Annotated in this window: 17 protein-coding genes; 10 read left to right on the top strand and 7 right to left on the bottom strand. The window is 73.9% G+C overall.

Features of this window, described 5'->3' with window-relative positions; translation table 11 throughout:
* Positions 1 to 14: 14 nt before the first annotated feature.
* Entirely contained in the window at positions 15 to 1,469 is a 1,455-nt protein-coding gene (gene rny, locus ACFC1F_RS21950) for a ribonuclease Y (protein ID WP_376160519.1), read from the top strand.
* Here the strand turns inward: rny and ACFC1F_RS21945 are convergent.
* The 5 genes from ACFC1F_RS21945 to ACFC1F_RS21925 all read right to left on the bottom strand — a co-directional run bounded on the left by ACFC1F_RS21945 (position 1,450) and on the right by ACFC1F_RS21925 (position 6,756).
* Positions 1,450 to 3,189 carry an FAD-dependent monooxygenase gene (locus ACFC1F_RS21945; protein WP_376160517.1) on the bottom strand — a complete coding sequence of 580 codons (1,740 nt, stop codon included), beginning with the start codon at positions 3,187 to 3,189 and terminating at the stop codon, positions 1,450 to 1,452. The two genes, rny and ACFC1F_RS21945, sit on opposite strands and share 20 nt — an antisense overlap.
* Positions 3,190 to 3,356: 167 nt before the next feature.
* Entirely contained in the window at positions 3,357 to 4,208 is an 852-nt protein-coding gene (locus ACFC1F_RS21940) for an amino acid ABC transporter permease (protein WP_376160515.1), read from the bottom strand.
* Positions 4,205 to 4,855, bottom strand: coding sequence for an amino acid ABC transporter permease (locus ACFC1F_RS21935; protein ID WP_148642726.1), 651 nt, complete (start codon positions 4,853 to 4,855; stop codon positions 4,205 to 4,207). Before ACFC1F_RS21935 ends, ACFC1F_RS21940 begins: the two co-directional genes overlap by 4 nt.
* A gap of 49 nt (positions 4,856 to 4,904) precedes the next feature.
* Complete coding sequence (locus ACFC1F_RS21930) at positions 4,905 to 5,804, bottom strand: glutamate ABC transporter substrate-binding protein (protein ID WP_209415439.1); 900 nt, start codon at positions 5,802 to 5,804, stop codon at positions 4,905 to 4,907.
* 178 nt (positions 5,805 to 5,982) lie between these two features.
* Entirely contained in the window at positions 5,983 to 6,756 is a 774-nt protein-coding gene (locus tag ACFC1F_RS21925; RefSeq protein WP_148642724.1) for an amino acid ABC transporter ATP-binding protein, read from the bottom strand.
* Positions 6,757 to 7,143: 387 nt separating this feature from the next.
* On the opposite strand from ACFC1F_RS21925, the gene ACFC1F_RS21920 reads away from it, so the two are divergent.
* Together ACFC1F_RS21920 and ACFC1F_RS21915 are read left to right on the top strand one after the other, a co-directional pair.
* Positions 7,144 to 7,896 (top strand): response regulator transcription factor, encoded by a 753-nt coding sequence (locus ACFC1F_RS21920; RefSeq protein WP_148642723.1) that lies wholly within the window; start codon positions 7,144 to 7,146, stop codon positions 7,894 to 7,896.
* Positions 7,897 to 7,902: 6 nt separating this feature from the next.
* Positions 7,903 to 9,345 carry a sensor histidine kinase gene (locus tag ACFC1F_RS21915; protein ID WP_376160513.1) on the top strand — a complete coding sequence of 481 codons (1,443 nt, stop codon included), beginning with the start codon at positions 7,903 to 7,905 and terminating at the stop codon, positions 9,343 to 9,345.
* Between the two features lie 147 nt (positions 9,346 to 9,492).
* Here ACFC1F_RS21915 and ACFC1F_RS21910 read toward each other — a convergent pair whose 3' ends face one another.
* Positions 9,493 to 10,512, bottom strand: a complete 1,020-nt coding sequence (locus ACFC1F_RS21910; protein WP_209415437.1) for a TAXI family TRAP transporter solute-binding subunit — start codon at positions 10,510 to 10,512, stop codon at positions 9,493 to 9,495.
* Positions 10,513 to 10,628: 116 nt separating this feature from the next.
* Between ACFC1F_RS21910 and miaB the strand changes: the two genes are divergently transcribed.
* Both miaB and ACFC1F_RS21900 read left to right on the top strand, forming a co-directional pair.
* Positions 10,629 to 12,131, top strand: coding sequence for a tRNA (N6-isopentenyl adenosine(37)-C2)-methylthiotransferase MiaB (gene miaB / locus ACFC1F_RS21905; protein ID WP_307853364.1), 1,503 nt, complete (start codon positions 10,629 to 10,631; stop codon positions 12,129 to 12,131).
* 69 nt (positions 12,132 to 12,200) lie between these two features.
* Positions 12,201 to 12,899 carry a class III extradiol dioxygenase subunit B-like domain-containing protein gene (locus tag ACFC1F_RS21900; protein ID WP_376160510.1) on the top strand — a complete coding sequence of 233 codons (699 nt, stop codon included), beginning with the start codon at positions 12,201 to 12,203 and terminating at the stop codon, positions 12,897 to 12,899.
* Between the two features lie 106 nt (positions 12,900 to 13,005).
* On the opposite strand, the gene ACFC1F_RS21895 is transcribed toward ACFC1F_RS21900, so the two are convergent.
* Positions 13,006 to 13,269 (bottom strand): antitoxin, encoded by a 264-nt coding sequence (locus ACFC1F_RS21895; RefSeq protein WP_376160508.1) that lies wholly within the window; start codon positions 13,267 to 13,269, stop codon positions 13,006 to 13,008.
* A gap of 166 nt (positions 13,270 to 13,435) precedes the next feature.
* Between ACFC1F_RS21895 and miaA the strand changes: the two genes are divergently transcribed.
* The 5 genes from miaA (at position 13,436) to hflX (ending at position 20,424) form a co-directional block, all read left to right on the top strand.
* On the top strand, positions 13,436 to 14,416 hold the full coding sequence (gene miaA / locus ACFC1F_RS21890; RefSeq protein ID WP_376160506.1) for a tRNA (adenosine(37)-N6)-dimethylallyltransferase MiaA: 981 nt from the start codon (positions 13,436 to 13,438) through the stop codon (positions 14,414 to 14,416).
* Between the two features lie 230 nt (positions 14,417 to 14,646).
* Positions 14,647 to 15,171, top strand: a complete 525-nt coding sequence (locus ACFC1F_RS21885) for a hypothetical protein (RefSeq protein ID WP_209415433.1) — start codon at positions 14,647 to 14,649, stop codon at positions 15,169 to 15,171.
* Between the two features lie 63 nt (positions 15,172 to 15,234).
* The gene (gene dapF, locus ACFC1F_RS21880) at positions 15,235 to 16,143 is read left to right on the top strand and encodes a diaminopimelate epimerase (protein WP_376160504.1); all 909 of its coding nucleotides are present in this window, start codon (positions 15,235 to 15,237) and stop codon (positions 16,141 to 16,143) included.
* 263 nt (positions 16,144 to 16,406) lie between these two features.
* Positions 16,407 to 18,770 carry a RelA/SpoT family protein gene (locus tag ACFC1F_RS21875; RefSeq protein WP_376160502.1) on the top strand — a complete coding sequence of 788 codons (2,364 nt, stop codon included), beginning with the start codon at positions 16,407 to 16,409 and terminating at the stop codon, positions 18,768 to 18,770.
* Positions 18,771 to 18,915: 145 nt separating this feature from the next.
* Positions 18,916 to 20,424, top strand: coding sequence for a GTPase HflX (gene hflX / locus ACFC1F_RS21870; RefSeq protein WP_376160500.1), 1,509 nt, complete (start codon positions 18,916 to 18,918; stop codon positions 20,422 to 20,424).
* The last annotated feature ends 67 nt before the right edge of the window (positions 20,425 to 20,491 follow it).

The raw sequence follows: 20,491 nt of genomic DNA, 5'->3' as shown, positions 1-20,491 counted from the left end.
GGGGAGTGGCCAGGATGAGGATCGCGCTGAGCACCGCAACGGTCGCCTCCCTGCTCTCGGCGGTGGTGCTGGTCACCGTCGTCGTGTCGGCCTGGCTGATGGTCAGACGCCTCCAGGGCGCGCAGCGGCGCGCCGCGGCCGAGGCCGAACGGGCCCGGCGCTGGGCCGAGGAACAGGCCGGGCGGCTGCGGGCCGAACTCGACCGGCGCGAGCAGCGGTTGACCGAGGAGCTGCGCCGGCTCGCCGCGCGGGAGGGCGAACTCGCCGAGCGGTCGGCCGCGTTGGAGCAGGCCGGGCGCGAGGCGGCCGAGCTGGTGCGGCGCCGTTCGACGGCGCTGGAGCAGGCCGCCGGGCTCTCGGCCGACCAGGCCAGGGCCCAACTCGTCCGGGAGGCCGAGGCGCAGGCCCGGCGCGAGGCCGCCGTCACCGTCCGGGAGATCGAGCGGGCGGCCAAGGAGGAGGGCGAGGAGCGGGCCCGGGGGATCGTCGCCGGGGCCGTCCAGCGGCTGGCGGCCGAGCAGACCGCCGAGACGGCGGTGTCGGTGTTCCGGCTGCCGAACGAGGAGATGAAGGGCCGGATCATCGGCCGCGAGGGCCGCAACATCCGCGCCTTCGAGGCGGTCACCGGCGTCAACCTGATCATCGACGACACCCCGGCCTCGGTGCAGCTCTCGTGCTTCGACCCGGTCCGCCGGGAGACGGCCAGGCTGACCCTGGAACAGCTGGTCGAGGACGGCCGGATCCACCCGCTGCGGATCGAGCACATCCACGAGCGCAGCCGTGAGGAGGTCGCGCGGCGCTGCGTCCGGGCCGGCGAGGACGCGCTGCTGGCGGTGAAGGTCGGCGCGATGCACCCGGAGCTGGTCCGCACCCTCGGCACCCTGCGCTACCGGGCCTCGTACGGGCAGAACGTGCTCGGGCACCTGGTGGAGTCGGCGCACCTGGGCGGCATGATGGCCGCCGAGCTCGGGGTGGACCCGGAGCCGGTACGCCGTGCGGCGCTGCTGCACGACATCGGCAAGGCGATGACGCACGAGGCCGAGGGCAGCCATGCGGCGGTGGGGGCGGAGTTCGCGCGGCGGCACGGCGAGCCGGCGGACGTGGTGCACGCGATCGCGGCGCACCACGGCGAGGTGGAGCCGCGGACGGTCGAGGCGGTGCTGACCCAGGCGGCCGACGCCTGCTCGGGCGGTCGGCCGGGCGCGCGCAAGGAGTCGCTGGAGCTGTACGTCCGGCGGCTGGAGCGGCTGGAGGAGATCGCCCGGGCGCACGACGGGGTGGCCAAGGTGTACGCGATGCAGGCCGGCCGCGAGGTGCGGGTGATGGTGCGGCCGGAGGAGGTGGATGACCTCGGGGCGCAGGTGATCGCCCGCGAGGTCGCCAAGCAGGTGGCGGAGGAGCTGACCTACCCGGGGCAGATCCGGGTCACGGTGGTCCGGGAGAGCCGGGTCACCGAGGTGGCCCGCTAGGCGAGTCCACCGGCCGGACGGCGGGCTCGGCGGAGGGCTCCGGCCCGGACTCCGCGGCGCCGGTCAGCGGCTGCGGCCCGCCCCGGGCACCGTCGGCCAGCGCCTGGAGGTCCTCGGCGGCCGCGCCCTGGGTGACGCCGACCAGGTGGCCGTCGGGCCGGATCAGCAGCACGGTGTGCGGCCCGGCACCCGGGTACTCCTCGGTGACCAGCACCTCGGCCGGCACCGGCAGCGCCGCGGCGACCTCGGCGAGCCGGGGCATCAGCCCGGCGCCCAGCCAGTGCTCGGCGGACCAGACCGCGGTGCCGGGGGCGACCAGCAGCAGGAGGAAGGTCGAGCCGAGCCGGGCGTGCAGCTGGTCCGGCGTGCCGTCGGTGGCGAGCACCGGCAGGTCCGGGACGAGGACGCCGGGGGCGGTGGCGGGCAGCAGTTCGCTGAGCGAGGTGGTGCCGCGTGCGCCGCGCTGGACGGGCACCCGCCCGGGGACGCCGGAGGGGGCGGCCGGGTAGGCGGGGGCGCCGCCGAAGCGGCCGGTGCCGAGCTGGCCGTCGGAGAGCAGCGGCGCGTGCTTGCGGAACGAGCCGCTGATCAGCGAGCGGCGGGTGGCCTGCCAGCCGCGCAGCGGGCGCAGCAGCGGCATGGCCTGGTCGACGGCGCGCAGCCGGGCGCCGACCGCGCCGCGCCGTTCGGCCTCGTACCCGTCGAGCAGGGAGCCGCCGGGCTGGGGGCCGCCCGAGTGGAGGTGCCAGGCGAGGGCCAGCCGCCAGGCGAGGTTGTCGGCGTCGCGCAGCCCGTCGGCGAGGTTCTGCATGCCGAGGGCGCCGTGCAGGTGGGCGGCGTCGCCGGCGAGGAAGCAGCGGCCGTTGCGGAACCGGGCCGCGAGGCGCTGCTGGGCGGTGTGGTCGGCGGCGGCGAGCAGCTCGTAGCGGGGGAGCTCGCCGCACCAGCCGGTGAGGGTGGCGGTGACCCGGGTGAGCAGGGTGTCGCCGGTGACGATGCCGGGCCAGGTGGCGTGCGGGTCGACCGGCTCGGTGGGCGCGGGTCTGCCCGGGGGCAGCCGCCAGTCGAGGCGCCAGACGCCGTCCGGGAGCGGGCGGGCGGAGGCCTCCCGGTCGCCGCGCCACGGCGGCTCGCGGTGCAGCCGGGCCTCGGTGAAGGGCAGGTCGACGCGGACGGTGGCGATCGCGTTGCGGTCGACGGCCGGCCGCCCGGGGAAGCGGATCTTCAGCAGCTTGCGGACGGTGGAACGGGCGCCGTCGCAGCCGACCAGGTGGCTGCCGCGCCACCAGGTCTCGGTGCCGTCCTGCGGGTTGCGGGTGCGGACGCTGACGCCGTCGCGGTCCTGTTCGAGCTCGGTGACCCGGTTCAGCGGGACCAGCCGGACCAGCGGGGTGCCGGTGAGCGCGTCGCGCAGGCCGCGCTGGAGCCGGTGCTGGGGCAGGTGCAGGACGGGGGTGTCGGCGAGGTCGATCCGGAGCACCTCCTGGCGGCGGCGCCAGATGGTGAACGCGTCCCACCGGGCGGCGTCCGAGACGGCCCGCGGATAGCCGATCCGGGTCAGGAAGGCGGCGGTGTCCGCCCCGAGGACGACGCTGCGCGGGCCCTCGGGGCAGAGTCCGGAACCCTCGTCCAGGACTATCGTCGGCACCTCGTGCCGGGCGAGTGCGAGGGCCAGCGCCAGGCCGACCGGCCCGGCCCCGACCACGATCACCGGGTCCATGCCGGGACCTCCGGTCGCGGGCGGGCCGGCGCGCGGTGGCCGCGGACCGGTGCGGAGCCGTCGGGGACCTCCGGGCATGGGCGGGCCGACGGGGTGGCGTCATATGCCGCGAGGATGGTCCCGGATGGTGTCACGAAGAGCAATGCAACAGTTCACCTGCGTGTCCGTCAAGCAGCAGCCGATGTGCGCCGGTTCGCGCCGCGACGGCCGCGTGCTTCGATCCACCGGGCGAGCGCCGTGAGGAGCAGGCACAGCGCGATGTAGATCGGCCCGATCACCAGCACGACGGGGATGTAGGGGAAGCCCGCCGCGTTGATCGGCTGGGTCGCGATGGCCTTACCGATGAACAGCAGCTCGTGGTAGGTGATGATGAAGCCGAGCGAGGTGTCCTTCAGGGTGACGACCAGCTGGCCGATCATCGAGGGCAGCATCGAGCGGACCGCCTGCGGCACCAGGATGGTGGTCATCACCTGGGTCTTGCGCAGGCCGAGTGCGTACGCCGCCTCGCCCTGGCCGCGCGGGACGGCGTTGACCCCGCTGCGGATGATCTCCGCCTGGACGGACCCGTTGTAGAGGGTGAGCCCGAGCACCAGGGCCCACATCGGCTCCTTGGCGAAGAACGCGTAGTAGAGCGCGACGATCAGGATCAGCAGCGGCATCGCCCGGAAGAACTGGACGAAGGAGACGGCCACCCACCGCACCGGCTTGTGGTCGGAGAGCTGCCCGGCGGCGAGCAGGGCGCCCAGGACGAGCGAGAAGAGCGCCGCCAGCCCGAAGGCCTCCAGGGTGGAGAGCAGACCGTCGACGATGCGCTGCTGGACGGTGCTGTACTGGAAGACGTCCCAGAGCTGGGCGTCGAACTGGCCGTTGTCGGCGAGCGTGGCGAAGACGTACCAGATCAGTCCGGCGACGCCGACGAGCGACAGCACCCCGAACAGCCGGTTCCGCGTGCGGGCCCGCGGGCCAGGGGCGTCGTACAGGACGCTGGCCGTGGAGGGCCGGGTGAAGAGGCTGTTCATCGGGCCACCGCCAGTCGGTCTTCCAGGAAGCGGAACAGCAGCGCGACGGTGGCGCTGATCACCAGGTAGGCGCAGGCCACCCAGAAGAAGATCGCGAAGATCGAGTAGCCGCGCTCGGACATCGTCTGCTGAAAGCTGTACAGCTCGGTGACGCTGAACGCGCCGGCGATCGCCGAGTTCCTCGGCAGGGCGATGAAGACGCTGCTCATCGGCGCCAGCACCGTCCGGGCGGCCTGCGGCAGGACTATCTGGGTGAGCGTCTGGCCGAAGGTCATGCCGAGGCTGCGGGCCGCCTCGGCCTGGCCCAGTGGCACGGTGTTGATGCCCGAGCGCAGGACCTCGCAGACGAAGGACGCGGTGTAGCTGCCGAGCGCCAACGTCGCGTAGGTGAGGTAGCTGAGGTGCACGCCGAGCGGAGGCAGTCCGAAGACGACGGCGAAGAACAGCACGGTCAGCGGGGTGTTGCGGAAGAGCGTCACCCAGGCGGTGCCGAAGCCGCGCAGCACCGGGACGGGGGAGACCCGGAAGGCCGCCAGCAGGGTGCCCAGCAGCAGGGCGAGCAGTGCGCTGAGCGCGCTCAGCTCGATCGTCTGCAGGAAGCCGTCGCGGAACAGCGCGAAGTTGCCGTCCTCGAACAGGAAACCCATCCGGCGGCCCTCCTCTCAGGAGTGGTCAGGAATGATGGTCAGGCGGAGGTCAGTACCGCTCCAGGGCCGGCGGCGTGGGCGCGGCCGAGCCGGAGAGGCCGAGGGTGGCGTCGTACGCCTTCTTCCAGTCGCCGTTGTCCTGGTGGGCCTTGATCGCGTCGCTGATCGCGGTCCGCAGCGCCGCGTCGTCCTTGTTCAGGCCGACGCCGTAGTTCTCCTTGGTGAACGGCTTGCCGACCACCTTGAGCTTGGGCGCGAACTTGGAGGCGTAGCCCTTGAGGATGGCGTCGTCGGTCGTGACGGCGTCGACCTCGCCGGACATCAGCTTCTCGACGCAGGCCGAGTAGGTGTCGAACTGGGTGATCTTCGGCGAGTACTGCTGGATGTTCTTGATCGAGGTGGAGCCGGTGGCGGTGCAGACGTTCTTGCCGTTGACCGACTCCGGGCCGGTGATGGCGGTGTTGTCCGACTTCACCAGCAGGTCCTGGCCGGCGATGTAGTACGGGCCGGCGAAGGAGACCGACTTCTTGCGCTCGTCGTTGATGCTGTAGGTGCCGACGTAGAAGTCGATCTGGCCCTTGGAGATGGCCGGCTCGCGCTGCGAGGAGACCAGGGTCACCCACTTGATCTGCTGCGGGGTGAAGCCGAGGTCGGCGGCGATCATCTTGGCGATCTCGATGTCGAAGCCGCTGCGGTCGCCGCTGGCGACGTCCTCGAAGCCGAGGAAGGGCTGGTCGGCCTTGGCGCCGATGATCAGCTGGCCGCGCTTCTTGGCCTCGGTGAACACCGTCGAGTCGACCTTGGCGTCGGTCTTGACCGTGTACGTGGGCAGCTGCGGGGCGTTGCTGGGGGTCGAGGCGGCGCCGGGCGTGCCGTCCTTGCCGCAGGCGGCGGTGGCGGTCAGCGCGACGGCGCAGAGTGCGACGGCGAGGGTGCGACGGGTCTTCATGAGGGGTAGCTCTCCTCGGGCTGGGCCACGGGCAACCGGGCTCTGGCGGCAGGAAGTTGGCCGGGTCGGCGGGGTCGGCGGCGGCGTCCTTGCCGCCGCCCACCAGGTGCCGGCCCGGTGGGTCGGGAAGACCCGGAGGCTCCGGGACGTCCGGGAGGGCCCGGCGGGCCCGGGACGGTCAGTGGTGCAGGATCTTGGAGAGGAAGTCCTTCGCGCGGTCGCTGCGCGGCGCGGTGAAGAAGGCCTCGGGGGTGTTCTGCTCGACGATCCGGCCGTCCGCCATGAAGAGCACGCGGTTGGCGGCGGAGCGGGCGAAGCCCATCTCGTGGGTGACCACGACCATCGTCATGCCGTCCGCGGCCAGCTGGCGCATGACCTCCAGCACCTCGTTGATCATCTCCGGGTCGAGCGCCGAGGTGGGCTCGTCGAAGAGCATCACCTTCGGGTTCATCGCCAGTGCCCGTGCGATCGCGACGCGCTGCTGCTGACCGCCGGAGAGCTGGGCCGGGAACTTCGCGGCCTGCGCGCCGACACCGACGCGCTCCAGCAGTTCCCTGGCGGTCGCCACGGCCTTGTCGCGGGCGATCCCGCGGACCTTGACCTGGCCGAGCACCACGTTCTCCAGCACCGTCTTGTGCGCGAAGAGGTTGAAGCTCTGGAACACCATGCCGACCTCGGCGCGCAGCCGGGCCAGTTCGCGGCCCTCGGCGGGCAGCGGACGGCCGTCGATGGTGATCGTGCCGGAGTCGACGGTCTCCAGCCGGTTGATCGTCCGGCAGAGCGTGGACTTGCCCGACCCGGACGGGCCGATCAGGACCACCACCTCGCCCTGTGCGATCTCCAGGTCGATGTCCTGGAGCACGTGCAGGGCGCCGAAGTGCTTGTTCACCCCGCGCATCACCACCAGGGGGGCGGCTGCGGCGCTGGAGTCCTTGACGAGGCTCTCGGTCATCGCGGCCTGCTTCCTGGAGATCAGCCCGAGAGCTGAACTCCCTTGGGCGGCAATGGTGATAGATGAGCCGGGGGCCGAGGCCGGCGGAGCCGCGGCCCCCGGTGGGGTGACCATAGGAGCGCTGACGATGTCACGTCAGCCGATCTGAGCGGAACTTGAGGATCACGATCCGGCCACACGCCGCGCGCGGCGTGTTCACGAGGCCCGCCGAGGGCACGGTCACAGCGGGCATCCGCCCCGCCGCGCGGCGTCCCGCGGGGTCCCGGGGCGTGGCCGAGCCTGGCGTCCGGCGCCCGGCTGGCCCATACTGCGCAGGACCGGGACCTGCCCGGTGGGGCCCGTGAACATCACGCAACACCCCGGGGAACGTCCGGGAGAGGAGGAACGATGCGACTACTGCTCGTCGAGGACGACGAACGCGTGGCCGCCGCGCTGGTCGCGGTGCTGGGACGCCACGGCTTCCAGGTCAGGCACGCCCGCAGCGGGCACGAGGCGCTCGACGCGCTGGTGCCGGACGGCAACGAGCCGTACCGGGTGGTCCTGCTCGACCTCGGGCTGCCCGACCGCGACGGCTTCGAGGTCTGCAGCCGGATCCGGGCCGGCAGCGGCGTACCGGTGATCATGGTGACCGCGCGCGCCGACATCCGCTCCCGGATCCACGGGCTCAACCTCGGCGCCGACGACTACGTGACCAAGCCCTACGACATGGGCGAACTGCTCGCCCGGATCCACGCGGTGGCCCGGCGCGGCGCCGCGCCCGCCGCCGTCGCGGTGCCCACGCCCGACACCGTGCCGCAGCAGCGGGGGCCGCTGGAGTCGCGCGGCATCACGATCGACCGCGAACGCCGCCGCGTCAGCGTCGACGGCCGGGACGTCCCGCTCACCCGCAAGGAGTTCGACCTGCTGGCGCTGCTCGCACAGAGCCCCGGCGTGGTCTACCGCCGCGAGCAGATCTTCAGCGAGGTCTGGCGCAGCGGCTGGGAGGGCAACGGCCGCACCCTGGAGGTGCACATCGGCTCGCTGCGCACCAAGCTCGCCCTGCCCGGCCTGGTCGAGGCCGTCCGGGGCGTCGGCTACCGCCTGATCCCCGAGTGCCCGGCCGCCGCCGCGGACGCCCCCCAGGCCCGCGCGGAGCGCTGACCGTACGTGCGTACCCGCCTGCTCGGCATCCTGATCGCGCTGATGCTCTGCGTCCTGGCAGCCCTGGGGCTGCCGCTCGCCGCGGCGGTCGCGGCCGCCGAGCAGAGCCGGGTGGTGGTCGACCGGCTCGACGACGCGGCCCGGTTCGCCCAGGACCTGCCCACCTCGGGCGTCTCCGCCCTGGACTCCGCCCTCAAGGGGGACCTGGAGCCGGCACCCGGCGACCTCAGCCGACGCCGCGCGCTGGACGCCGAGGTGGCCCGCTACCACGAGCTGTACGGCGTCCGGCTCGGCATCTTCCAGCGCGACGGCATCCCGATCGCCACCGCCCCGGCCGACTGGCGGGTGCCGGTCGGCGGCTACGGTGCGCAGGCCTTCCAGGAGGCGCTGGACGGGCGGCGCAGCCACAACCCGCCGCAGGTCTGGCCGTGGACCTCCGACCGGACGCTGACCATCGCCACGCCGGTGGTCCGGGACGGCGACGTGGTGGCGGTGGTGCTCAGCGAGTCCCCGACCGGCGCGCTGCGCACCCGGATGCTGCACCGCTGGCTGGTGATCGGGGCCGGCGAGGCGGCCGCCATGATCGTCGCGGTGCTGCTCGCCGTCCGGCTCACCGAATGGGTGCTGCGCCCGGTCAGGACGCTCGACCGGGCCACCCACGACATCGCCACCGGCCGGATGAACGCCCGGGTGGCCCCCGGCGGCGGCCCGCCCGAACTCCAGCGCCTGGCCCGCTCGTTCAACGAGATGGCGGACCACGTGGTGCTTGCCCTGGACCAGCAGAAGGCCTTTGTCGCGGACGCCTCGCACCAGCTGCGCAACCCGCTGGCGGCGCTGATGCTGCGGGTCGAGGTGCTGGGCCTGGAGCTGCCCGAGGGCCACGACGAGGAGCTCGGCGGGGTCCGCGAGGAGGGCGTCCGGCTCGCCCGGGTGCTGGACGACCTGCTCGGGCTGGCCACCGCCGAACACGCCCGCCCGGAGACCGGGCCGACCGACCTGGCCGCGCTCACCCTGGCCCGGACGGACGCCTGGCGGCCGGTGGCCGGGCAGCGCGGGATCGAGCTCGGCTGGGAGGGCCCGGCGCTGGCGCTCGGCATGGCCGACCCGATCGGCTTCGGCAGCGCGCTGGACGCGGTGATCGACAACGCGCTCAAGTTCGGCCCGGCCGGCAGCCGGGTGCGGGTGCTGGTCGCGGTGCGGCGCAGCGAGGTCGCGGTAACCGTCTCCGACGCCGGGCCCGGCCTCACCGAGGAGGAGCTGGTCCGGGCCGGCGACCGGTTCTGGCGCAGCACGCGGCACCAGAACGTGGACGGCTCCGGCCTCGGGCTCTCCATCGCCCGCACCCTGCTCCAGGCCGGCGGCGGCTCGCTCGCCTTCGCCCCGGTGCAGCCGACCGGGCTCGCGGTGACGCTGGCGGTGCCGCGGGCGGAGAAGAAGGGCGGGGACTAGGTCCCGCCCCCGGCCTCCCGCCGGCCCGGCGGCGCCGGGGTACGGCGCGTACCCGGGGGGACGCCGCGTGCGGGGGCCTCGCCGACGGTGCGGGGCCTCACGGGTGGTTCCGGGGGCCTCACCGGTGGTGCGGGGGGCTTCAGGGGCTCAGGGCTTCACCGAGCGGTAGTAGCGTGCCGCGCCCTCGTGCAGCGGGAGCGGGTTGGTGTAGACGGCGGTGCGCAGGTCGACCAACTGGGCCGCGTGCACCTCGGAACCGATCTGGTCACGGCTGTCTATCACCGCCCGGGTCATGCCCTGGACCAGGTCGATGTCCACGTCGTCCCGGGTGATCAGCAGGTTGGGCACGGCCACGGTGGCGACGGCGTCCTCGGGCTGCGCGTTCGGGTAGGTGCCCTTGGGCATGGTGGCCGCCCGGTAGGCGTCGGTGCCGCCGCCCTCGACCCGGTGGACGGCCTCGGCGAGGTCGCCGAGCGGCACGATCCTGATGGGGAAGCGTTCGGAGAGGCTGGTGAGCGCGCCGGTCGGCAGCCCGCCGGACCAGAAGAAGGCGTCCAGCCCGCCCTCGCGCAGCTTCTCGGCGGCGTCGCCGACGCCGAGCATGGCCGGCCGGATGTCGTGGTCGGGGTCGAGCCCGGCCGAGGCGAGCAGCCGCCGGGTCACCAGGTTCACCCCGGACAACTGCTGGCCGACGCCGACCCGCAGGCCCTTCAGGTCGGCCGTCCGGTGGACCGGCGAGGAGGCGGGCACGATCAGCTGGAGGTAGTCGTCGTAGAGCCGGGCGATCGCCCGCAGCCGGTCCCTGCCGGGCCCGGAGTACTGGGCGACGGCGTCGGCGGTGGCGATCGCGAAGTCGTCCTGGCCGCCGGTCACCCGGGCCAGGTTGTCGATCGAGCCCTCCGAGTTGTCCAGTTGCAGCCGCACCCCGGGCATCGCCTTGGCGACGTGGGCCTCCAGCAGCTGCCCGTACCGGTCGTACACCCCGCCCCGGACGCCGGTCGCGAAGCCCACCGGTCCGCGCGGGTAGTCCGGGGAACGGCCGGCCGAGAGCCACCAGCCGCCGAGGGCCGCGGCCACCAGCACCAAGGCCAGCACAGCCCGCCAGAGCGGGCTGCACAGCACCGCGCGGAGGGCGGCGCCGGGTCGGGGCGCGGAACTGGGGGCCATGGAGGGATAGTGCCAGGCGCGCGCACCGAACGGGAGGGGCCGAAGCGCGGCGCCGCCCGGGACGGGTGGGGACCGGCGGGGGAAAAGCGCTTCGCGGCTGCCCGTACCCTGGTCTGGTGAGCGGTGAGAGCGGATTGAAGAGCTACAAGGTCGTTACCTACGGCTGCCAGATGAACGTCCACGACTCCGAGCGGCTGTCGGGCCTGCTGGAGGACGCCGGATACGTGAAGGCCGGGCAGGACGGCGACCCGGACCTGGTCGTGTTCAACACCTGCGCGGTGCGTGAGAACGCCGACAACAAGCTGTACGGCAACCTCGGGCAGCTCGCGCCGGTCAAGAGCCGCCACAAGGGCATGCAGATCGCCGTCGGCGGCTGCCTGGCCCAGAAGGACCGCGACACCATCGTCAGCAAGGCCCCGTGGGTCGACGTGGTGTTCGGCACGCACAACATCGGGCACCTGCCCGCGCTGCTGGAGCGGGCCGCGGTCGAGCGCAAGGCCCAGGTCGAGATCCTGGAGTCGCTGGAGACCTTCCCCTCCACCCTGCCCACCCGCCGCGAGTCCGCGTACGCCGCGTGGGTGGCCATCTCGGTCGGCTGCAACAACACCTGCACCTTCTGCATCGTCCCCGCGCTGCGCGGCAAGGAGGAGGACCGCCGTCCCGGCGACGTCCTCGCCGAAATCGAGGCGCTGGTCGACGAGGGCGTCATCGAGGTCACCCTGCTCGGCCAGAACGTCAACGCCTACGGCTCCGACCTGGGCGACCGCGAGGCCTTCTCCAAGCTGCTGCGCGCCGCCGGGCAGATCGAGGGCCTGGAGCGGATCCGCTTCACCTCGCCGCACCCGCGCGACTTCACCGACGACGTGATCGCCGCGATGGCCGAGACCCCGAACGTGATGCACCAGCTGCACATGCCGCTGCAGTCCGGCTCGGACACGGTGCTCAAGGCGATGCGCCGCTCGTACCGGCAGGAGCGCTTCCTCGGCATCATCCGGAAGGTGCGCGAGGCCATGCCGGACGCGGCCATCTCCACCGACATCATCGTGGGCTTCCCCGGCGAGACCGAGGAGGACTTCGAGCAGACCATGCACACGGTCCGCGAGGCCCGCTTCACCAACGCCTTCACCTTCCAGTACTCCAAGCGCCCGGGCACCCCGGCCGCCGAGATGGAGGACCAGGTGCCGAAGGCGGTCGTGCAGGCCCGCTACGACCGGCTGATCGCGCTCCAGGAGGAGATCTCCTGGGAGGAGAACAAGAAGCAGGTCGGCCGCACCCTGGAGATCCTGGTCGCCGAGGGCGAGGGCAAGAAGGACGACAAGACCGACCGGCTCTCCGGCCGCGCCCCCGACAACCGGCTGGTCCACTTCACGCGTCCGTCGGAGCCGGTCCGCCCCGGCGACATGGTCACGGTGGAGATCACTTACGCCGCCCCGCACCACCTGCTGGCCGAGGGCCCGACGCTCGCCGTGCGCCGCACCCGGGCCGGTGACGCCTGGGAGAAGCGCCAGGCCAAGCCCGCCGCCCCCGCCCCGACGGGCGTGATGCTCGGTCTGCCGACCGTGGGCGTCCCGGCGGCGCTGCCCCTGGCCGCCCCGGCGGGCGGCTGCTGCGGCGACTGACCGTTCCGCGCACGGCGGCCCGGCGGGATCCCCGCCGGGCCGCTTTCGTTCTTCGTTAGAGTGATCCGCATGCTGGTTGCCGCCGCCGTCTGCCCCTGCCCGCCGCTGCTCGTCCCGGAGGTCGCCGCCGGGGCCGCCGCCGAGCTGGAGCCGCTGCGCGCGGCCTGCGACGAGGCGCTGGCCGCGCTGCTCGCGGCCGGGCCGGAGCTGGTCGTGGTCGTCGGCACCGGGCCCGAGGCCGAGGTGTGGACCGAGGGCGGGGCCGGCTCCTTCCACCGCTACGGCGTGCCGCTGGTCGTGAAGCTGCCGGCCGGCCGGGTCGAGGGCCCGGAGCTGGCGCCCTCGCTGACCGTCGGCGCCTGGCTGCTGGAGCGGGCCGGGGCGACTCTGCCGGCACACGCCTGCTCGGTGCCCGCCGACGCGCCCGCCGACCGGATGCTGGGCCTGGGCCAGGGCCTGGCCCAGCTGGCCGGCCGGGTCGGGCTGCTGGTGATGGGTGACGGCAGCGCCTGCCGCTCGGTGAAGGCGCCGGGCTACCTGGACGAGCGGGCCGAGGGCTTCGACGCGGCGCTCGCCGACGCGCTGGGCTCGGCGGACCTGGACGCGCTGGCGGCGCTGGACACGGGCCTGGCCGCCGAGCTGAAGGCCGAGGGCCGCGCCCCCTGGCAGGTGCTGGCCGGCGCCGCGCAGGGCGCCGGCCTCACCGCGCGGCTGGGCTACCAGGACGCGCCGTACGGCGTCGGGTACGTCGTGGCGTCCTGGAGCTGACCGTCCCGGAGCCGGCCGCGCCGGAGCCGACCGCGCCGGAGCCGACCGTCTCGGAGCCGGTGCGGGGGTGCCGCCGGGGCCGGGGCCGGCGCCCGGACGGACGGGCTCAGGCCGAGGGGCCCTGACCGCCGGACGGGCCGCCCGGCGCGGTGCCGTCGCCCGGCTCCTTCGGCTTGTGGGCGAAGTCGTCCACCGCGCCCTTGGCCTTGCCGGCGCCGTGCTCGATCTTCTCGCTGTACTTGCCCTTGGTGGCCTTGTCGATGGCTCCGCCGGCCTTGTCGACCGCATGCTCGATCTGGTCGCTGTGCTTGCCGGCCAGCTCGCTCGCCTTCTCCTTGAGCTCCCCGGCCTTGCCCTTGAGGTTGTCCATCAGGCCCATGGTGTTCTCACCCTTCTCTCTGTCTCCTGCTCAACGTCTCCCGCGGCCGAACCGTTCTCAACTGGGGATATTGCCCGAAACGGTCATATCGTCGCGCAATGGGACCGGCGGGGCGGGGAGGTCTCCGGCGCCGCGGCGGTTTTGCGAGACTGGACCGGTGAGCAGCTCCAGTACCGCCCAGCCCGGTCCCGTCCAGCCCCCCGCCAGCCGTGCCCGGGTCGTCTCCGTGGTGGGCGCGACCGCCGCCGGCAAGTCCGACCTGGCCGTCGCGATCGCCCGCAGCCTCGGCGGCGAGGTGATCAACACCGACTCGATGCAGCTCTACCGGGGCATGGACATCGGCACCGCGAAGCTCACGCCCGACGAGCGCGGCGGCGTCCCGCACCACCTGATGGACGTCTGGGACGTCACCGAGGCCGCCAGCGTCGCCGAGTATCAGCGGCTCGCCCGGGCCGAGATCGACCGGCTGCTCGCGGCCGGCCGCACCCCCGTCCTGGTCGGCGGCTCGGGGCTGTACGTCCGGGCGGCGATCGACGAGATGGAGTTCCCCGGCACCGACCCGGCGGTGCGGGCCCGGCTGGAGGCCGAACTCGACCAGGACGGCCCGTTCGCGCTGCACCGGCGGCTGGCGGAGCTGGACCCGGCCGCCGCCGAGGCGATCCTGACCAGCAACGGCCGACGGATCGTCCGGGCGCTGGAGGTCATCGAGATCACCGGGCAGCCGTTCACCGCCAACCTGCCGGGCAACACCGCCGTCTACGACGCGGTGCAGATCGGCGTCGCCGTGCCCCGGCCCGAACTGGACGAGCGGATCACCCTGCGGGTCGACCGGATGTGGGAGGCCGGACTCCTGGACGAGGTGCGGGAGCTGGAGGGGCTCGGCCTGCGCGAGGGGCGCACGGCCTCCCGGGCGCTCGGTTACCAGCAGGTGCTCGACCACTTCGCCGGCGAGTGCACCGAGGACGAGGCGCGGGCCGAAACCGTCCGCGCCACCAAGCGGTTCGCCCGCCGCCAGGAGTCCTGGTTCCGCCGCGACGACCGGATCCACTGGCTCTCCCGCCCGGCCGGCGCGGACCCCGCCGAGCTCCTCGCCCGCTCGCTGGAGCTGATCGACCGTCAGGAACAGGCCGCGCCGTAGGCGGTATCCGGCCATCGCGGCGGTGCACTTGCGCGCGCAGGTGGGCGTGCAGGACGAACCCGCGGTTACGGCCGGATCACGTGATGGCCACGGATCACCCGATGACCCCGGTCCGGCCCGGAAACGCCCCCCTGGACATGCCATCATCGAGGTCATAAGGGTCGGTCCGCGCGGGCCGGCCACGCCCGGCCGCGAGTCCGCACTCGTGTCGATCTGTCAGGGGAGGCCGCGTGTCCACGGGTACCGGCCCCGAAACCGGCCAGAGCGGCAGGCCCATGAGTGGCGGCGCCACCGCACAGGCCGACGACCTCGACGCGTCGACCCTGCCCGACCTTCCCGTGCTGCCCGGCCTCGACGCACCCACCTCGTACGCGCTCGCGCTGCCCGCGCTGGACACCCGCGCGCCGGCCGGTGCGGTGCACGAGCGGGAGATCCGTCCGCGTCGCCGGCTGCGCTGGTGGCAGACGCTGCCGATCGCACTGCTGGCCACCGCCGGTTCGCTGATGTTCGCCTTCCCGCTGGCGTTCGGCTCGGCCGGGGCCGGATCGGCGATGATCGGGATGCTCGGGCTGCTGCTCACCGCCGCCTCCGTCGGCTGGGGCGCGATGGCCGCCCGGCACGCCGGGTACAAGTGGCCGGGCCTGCCCCGCCGCGGCTCCGGTCAGCGGGCCGGGTGGAAGGCGATCGTGATCTACACCCTGATCGCGCTGGCGGCCTGTGCGCTCGCCCTCTGGCGCGTCGTCCACCTGCACTGAGGCCCGGTCCCACCAGGCGGTCCGCCGGGCCCTCCCGGGCGGCGGCTCAGTACCATCGGGAGGGTGAGCGAATCTTCCCCGCAGCCCGCCGGCCTGCCCTTCCTCAAGGGGCACGGAACCGAGAACGACTTCGTCATCGTGCCCGACCCCGACGGCAGGCTGGTGATCGGCCCCGAGGCCGTCGTCGCGCTCTGCGACCGCCGGGCCGGCATCGGCGGCGACGGGGTGCTGCGCGTGGTGCGCTCGGCCGCCGACCCGGCCGCGGCCGCCCTGGCCGACCGGGCCGAGTGGTTCATGGACTACCGCAACTCCGACGGCTCGATCGGCGAGATGTGCGGCAACGGCATCCGGGTCTTCGCCCGCTACCTGGTCGAGGAGGGGCTGGCCAAGCCGGGCGAGCTCCCGATCGCCACCCGCGCCGGTCTCCGGACGGTCCGGGTCGCCGAGGACGCCGAGGACGGCACGCCCGGCGAGGTCACCGTCGACATGGGCCACGCGGTGCTGCCGGGGCCGGACGGGATCGAGGTGACGGTCGGCGAGCGGCGCTGGCCGGCCCGCAACGTGAACATGGGCAACCCGCACGCGGTCGCCTTCGTCGAGAGCCTGGACCACGCCGGCGACCTGCTGCGGGCTCCGTTCACCAGCCCCGAGGGCGTCTACCCGGAGGGCGTCAACGTCGAGTTCGTGGTCGACCGCGGGCCGCGGCACGTCGCGATGCGGGTGCACGAGCGCGGCTCCGGCGAGACCCGCTCCTGCGGCACCGGCGCCTGCGCCGTGGCTGTCGCCGCCGCCCGACGGGACGGTGCCGACCCGGCCGTCACCGGCGAGGCCGTCAGCTACACCGTGGACGTGCCGGGCGGCCGGCTGCTGATCACCGAGCACCCGGACGGCCGGGTGGAGAAGACCGGGCCGGCGGTGATCGTGGCCCGCGGCGAGATCGACCCGCAGTGGCTGGCGGCCGTCCTGGGCTGAGCGGCCGTCGCGGGCCGGGCGACTGTCCTGGGCCGGGTGACCGTCCCGGGTGAGGGGCCGGAGACCGCCCTGCGCCGACCGGCGCGGGCGGTTTGCCCATTTCGTGCAGTGGCGAATCCCCCCGTTCGGGTGATCCGGCTCACGGACGGGAAGCAGGGCGTCGCGGAACGTGCTCTGCTCGGTAGCATGGACCACCGGGTCGATCGCCCCTCGGCGGGATGGCAACGAGGGCTCGCCACCGGTGACCGCTGCCGGAGGTGCCGATGACCATCGAAGCCGGGCCGCCCCTCGCGGGGCAGCCGACGTCCGCACGGCAGGCCGGGCCCAGGCGGCCCCTCGGGGGGCTCGGCCGGGCCGCACTCGGCCGGGCCGGGCGCGCCGCCCTGCTGGCCACCGGCCGCACGCCGGTGCCCGACGCCCTCGAACCGCTCGTCCAGGCCCACCGCCGGCACCACCCGCAGGCCGACCTCGGCCTGCTCGGCCGGGCCTACCGGCTCGCCGAGGCCAGCCACCGCGGGCAGAAGCGCAAGAGCGGCGAGCCGTACATCACCCACCCGCTGGCCGTCACCATGATCCTGGCCCAACTCGGCGCCGGGACGACCACCTTGGTCGCCTCGCTGCTCCACGACACCGTCGAGGACACCGAGTTGACGCTGGCCCAGGTCGGCGAGGAGTTCGGGCCCGAAGTCGCCTACCTGGTCGACGGGGTGACGAAGCTGGAGAAGGTGGACTTCGGCGCCGCCGCCGAGGCCGAGACCTTCCGCAAGATGCTGGTCGCCACCGGGGACGACGTCCGGGTCATGGTGATCAAGCTCGCCGACCGGCTGCACAACATGCGCACCATCCGGCACATGCGGCCCGCCAGCCAGGTCCGGATCGCCAAGGTCACCCGGGACGTGCTGATCCCGCTGGCCGAGCGGCTCGGCATCCAGGTGCTCAAGGCGGAGCTGGAGGACATCGTCTTCGCCACCCTCCACCCGGAGGAGTACGCCCGCACCCGCGCCCTGCAGGCCGGCCACGAGGCCGAACCGGACGCCCTGCTCGAACCCTTCGCCCGGACGCTGGCCCGCCAGCTCACCGAGGCCGGGGTCGCCGCCGAGGTCGCCGTCCGCCCCCGGCACTGCGTCTCGCTGCACCGGGTGCTGCTCAAGCGGGCCGCCGCACCGGGCCCGGACGGGCGGCCGCAGGGGCCGCAGCCCGCCGACTTCGGGCGGCTGCTGGTGGTGGTCGAGGAGAACGCGGACTGCTACGCCGTCCTCGGCGAGCTGCACACCTGCTGGACCCCGCTGCCCGGCGAGTTCAAGGACTTCGTGGCCGCCCCCAAGTTCAACCTGTACCAGTCGCTGCACACCGCGGTGGCGCTGGAGGGCGGCGTCGTGGTCGAGGTGCTGGTCCGCACCCGGCGGATGCACGAGGTCGCGGAGACCGGCGTGGTCGCCCTGGGCGACCCCCGCCAGCCCGGGGCGAGCGGCGCCGACCAGGGCGGGGACGAGCTCGACCGCACCGACCCGGCCCGGCCCGGCTGGCTCAGCCGGCTGCTGGAGTGGCAGCAGGAGACACCCGATCCGGACGCCTTCTGGTCCGCGCTCACCGCCGACCTGGCCGGGGACCGGGAGATCACCGTCGTCACCGAGAGCGGCGAGACGCTTCAGCTGCGGGCCGGCGCCAGCTGCGTGGACGCCGCCTACCTGCTCGGCGAGGAGACCGGCCACCGATGTATCGGCGCCCGGGTCAACGGCCGGCTCACCGCGCTCTCCACCGTCCTGCGCGACGGTGACCAGGTGGCGATCCTCACCGAGCAGGGCGACCCGGCGGCCCACCCCTCCGGCCCGGCCCCGGAGTGGCTGGCGCACGCCCGGACCCCGGGTGCCCGGCTGGCCATCGAGCGGTGGCTGGCCGACCACCCGGCGCGGGTGCCGGTCGTCCGCACCGGCCCCTCGGCCGGCCAGCCGGCGCCGCCCGCGCACCGGACCGCCGAGCGCGGCGCCGCCCCGGTGGCGGTGACCGGCCGGCCCGGTGCGCCGGTCCGGCTGGCCCGCTGCTGCACCCCGGTGCCGCCGGACGAGGTCAGCGGCTTCGCGATCCGCGGCGGCGCCGTCGCGGTGCACCGCACCGGCTGCCCGGCGGGGGAGCGGATGCGGGCGGACGGCCGCGGCGTGCTGGAGATCCGCTGGCAGCCGGACGGGGCGCCGCCGTCCGGCTACCGGGCGACGCTGCGGGCCGAGGCGCTCAACCGGCCCCGGCTGCTGGCCGACCTCACCGCGGCGATCTCGGGGGAGGGCGTCGGGATCGTCTCGGCCGAGGTCGAGCCGCCGCAGGAGCTGCGGGTGCGGCACACCTACACCGTCGAGCTGCCCGAGCCGGGCGCGCTGACCGCGGTGATGCGGGCGATGCTGCGGGTCTCCGGGGTGTACGACGTGAGCCGCCCGCACGCCCCGGAGGGCGGCGGCACCACCCGCACCCCGGCGGGGGAGGCGGAACCGCAGGGGGAGGACGAGCCGGCGGGGGAGGCGGAACCGCAGGGCGGCGCGGTGTCCGGCGCGGTAAATGGGGATGACCCGTCCGCACCGGGCGTGCGACCATCATGGGGAATTCACGGCCGGTCCGCGGCGTTCACCGGGCACTGAGAGAATTGCCTGAGTGGGGCTGCGGTCCCGAGGGGTGGCTCGCATCTCGCCCGAGCGGTAGACGGGGCGGCAGCTGGGCACACTCCGGGTGTGACCGTCGGTACGGTCGCACCACAGGCCCCATACCAGCGAGCCAAAGGACAGAATGACCTCCACGTTCGACACCCGCGACCACGCCGACGCCCCGCGCCGCCTCGACGGTCTGCGGGCGGAAGCCCTCATGGACGAGGACCTCGCGGCCATCGACGAGGACCTCGGCCACCACTACGACGGCGACCAGTACGACCGCAGCGAGCGTGCAGCCCTGCGCCGAGTCGCCGGCCTCTCCACCGAACTCGAAGACGTCACCGAGGTCGAGTACCGCCAGCTCCGCCTGGAGCGCGTGGTGCTCGTCGGCGTCTGGACCGACGGCACGCTGGAGGAGGCGGAGAACTCGATGGCGGAGCTCGCCGCGCTCGCCGAGACGGCCGGTTCCCAGGTGCTGGACGGCGTCATCCAGCGCCGTGACAAGCCCGACGCCGCGACCTACATCGGCTCCGGCAAGGCGAAGGAGCTGCGCGACATCGTCGCGGCCACCGGCGCCGACACCGTGGTCTGCGACGGTGAGCTCACCCCGGGCCAGCTGATCCACCTGGAGGACGTGGTCAAGGTCAAGGTCGTCGACCGGACGGCCCTGATCCTGGACATCTTCGCCCAGCACGCCAAGTCCCGCGAGGGCAAGGCGCAGGTCTCGCTCGCGCAGATGCAGTACATGCTGCCGCGGCTGCGAGGCTGGGGTCAGTCGCTCTCCCGGCAGATGGGTGGTGGTGGCTCCGGCTCGTCCGGCGGCGGTATGGCCACCCGTGGCCCCGGTGAGACCAAGATCGAGACCGACCGGCGCCGCATCCGCGAGAAGATGGCGAAGCTCCGCAAGGAGATCGCCGAGATGAAGAAGGGCCGCGACACCAAGCGCCAGGAGCGCAAGCGCCACCAGGTGCCGTCCGTGGCCATCGCCGGCTACACCAACGCCGGCAAGTCCTCCCTGCTCAACCGGCTCACCGGTGCGGGCGTCCTGGTGGAGAACGCGCTGTTCGCCACCCTGGACCCGACCGTGCGCCGGGCGCAGACCCCGAGCGGCCGGCTCTACACGCTGGCCGACACCGTCGGCTTCGTCCGGCACCTGCCGCACCACCTGGTCGAGGCCTTCCGCTCCACCATGGAGGAGGTCGCCGACGCCGACCTCATCCTGCACGTGGTGGACGGTTCGCACCCCGAGCCGGAGACGCAGCTGGCCGCCGTCCGCGAGGTCATCGTCTCGGTCGAGGCGCAGAACGTGCCCGAGATCGTCGTGATCAACAAGGCCGACGCCGCCGACCCGCACGTGCTCCAGCGCCTGCTGCGCCGCGAGCCGCACGCCATCGTGGTGTCGGCCCGCACCGGGCTCGGGATGCAGGAGCTGCTGCAGCTCATCGACGACGAGCTGCCGCGGCCCGCGATCGAGGTCCAGGTTCTGGTGCCGTACACGCAGGGCGCCCTGGTGTCCCGGGTGCACGCCGAGGGTGAGCTGATCTCCACCGAGCACACCGCGGAGGGCACCCTGCTGCGCGCCAAGGTGAAGGCCGAGCTCGCCGCCGAGCTGGAGGGCTTCTCGGTCGCGCTGACCTCGCGGGGCTGAGGCCCCGCCGGTCCGGCGATCACGCCGACGGCCCCGGTCTCCTGCACGGAGACCGGGGCCGTCGGCG

The organism is Kitasatospora sp. NPDC056181 (genome assembly GCF_042266225.1).
Classification (GTDB): domain Bacteria; phylum Actinomycetota; class Actinomycetes; order Streptomycetales; family Streptomycetaceae; genus Kitasatospora.
This window is presented reverse-complemented; position numbering and strand designations above follow the sequence as displayed.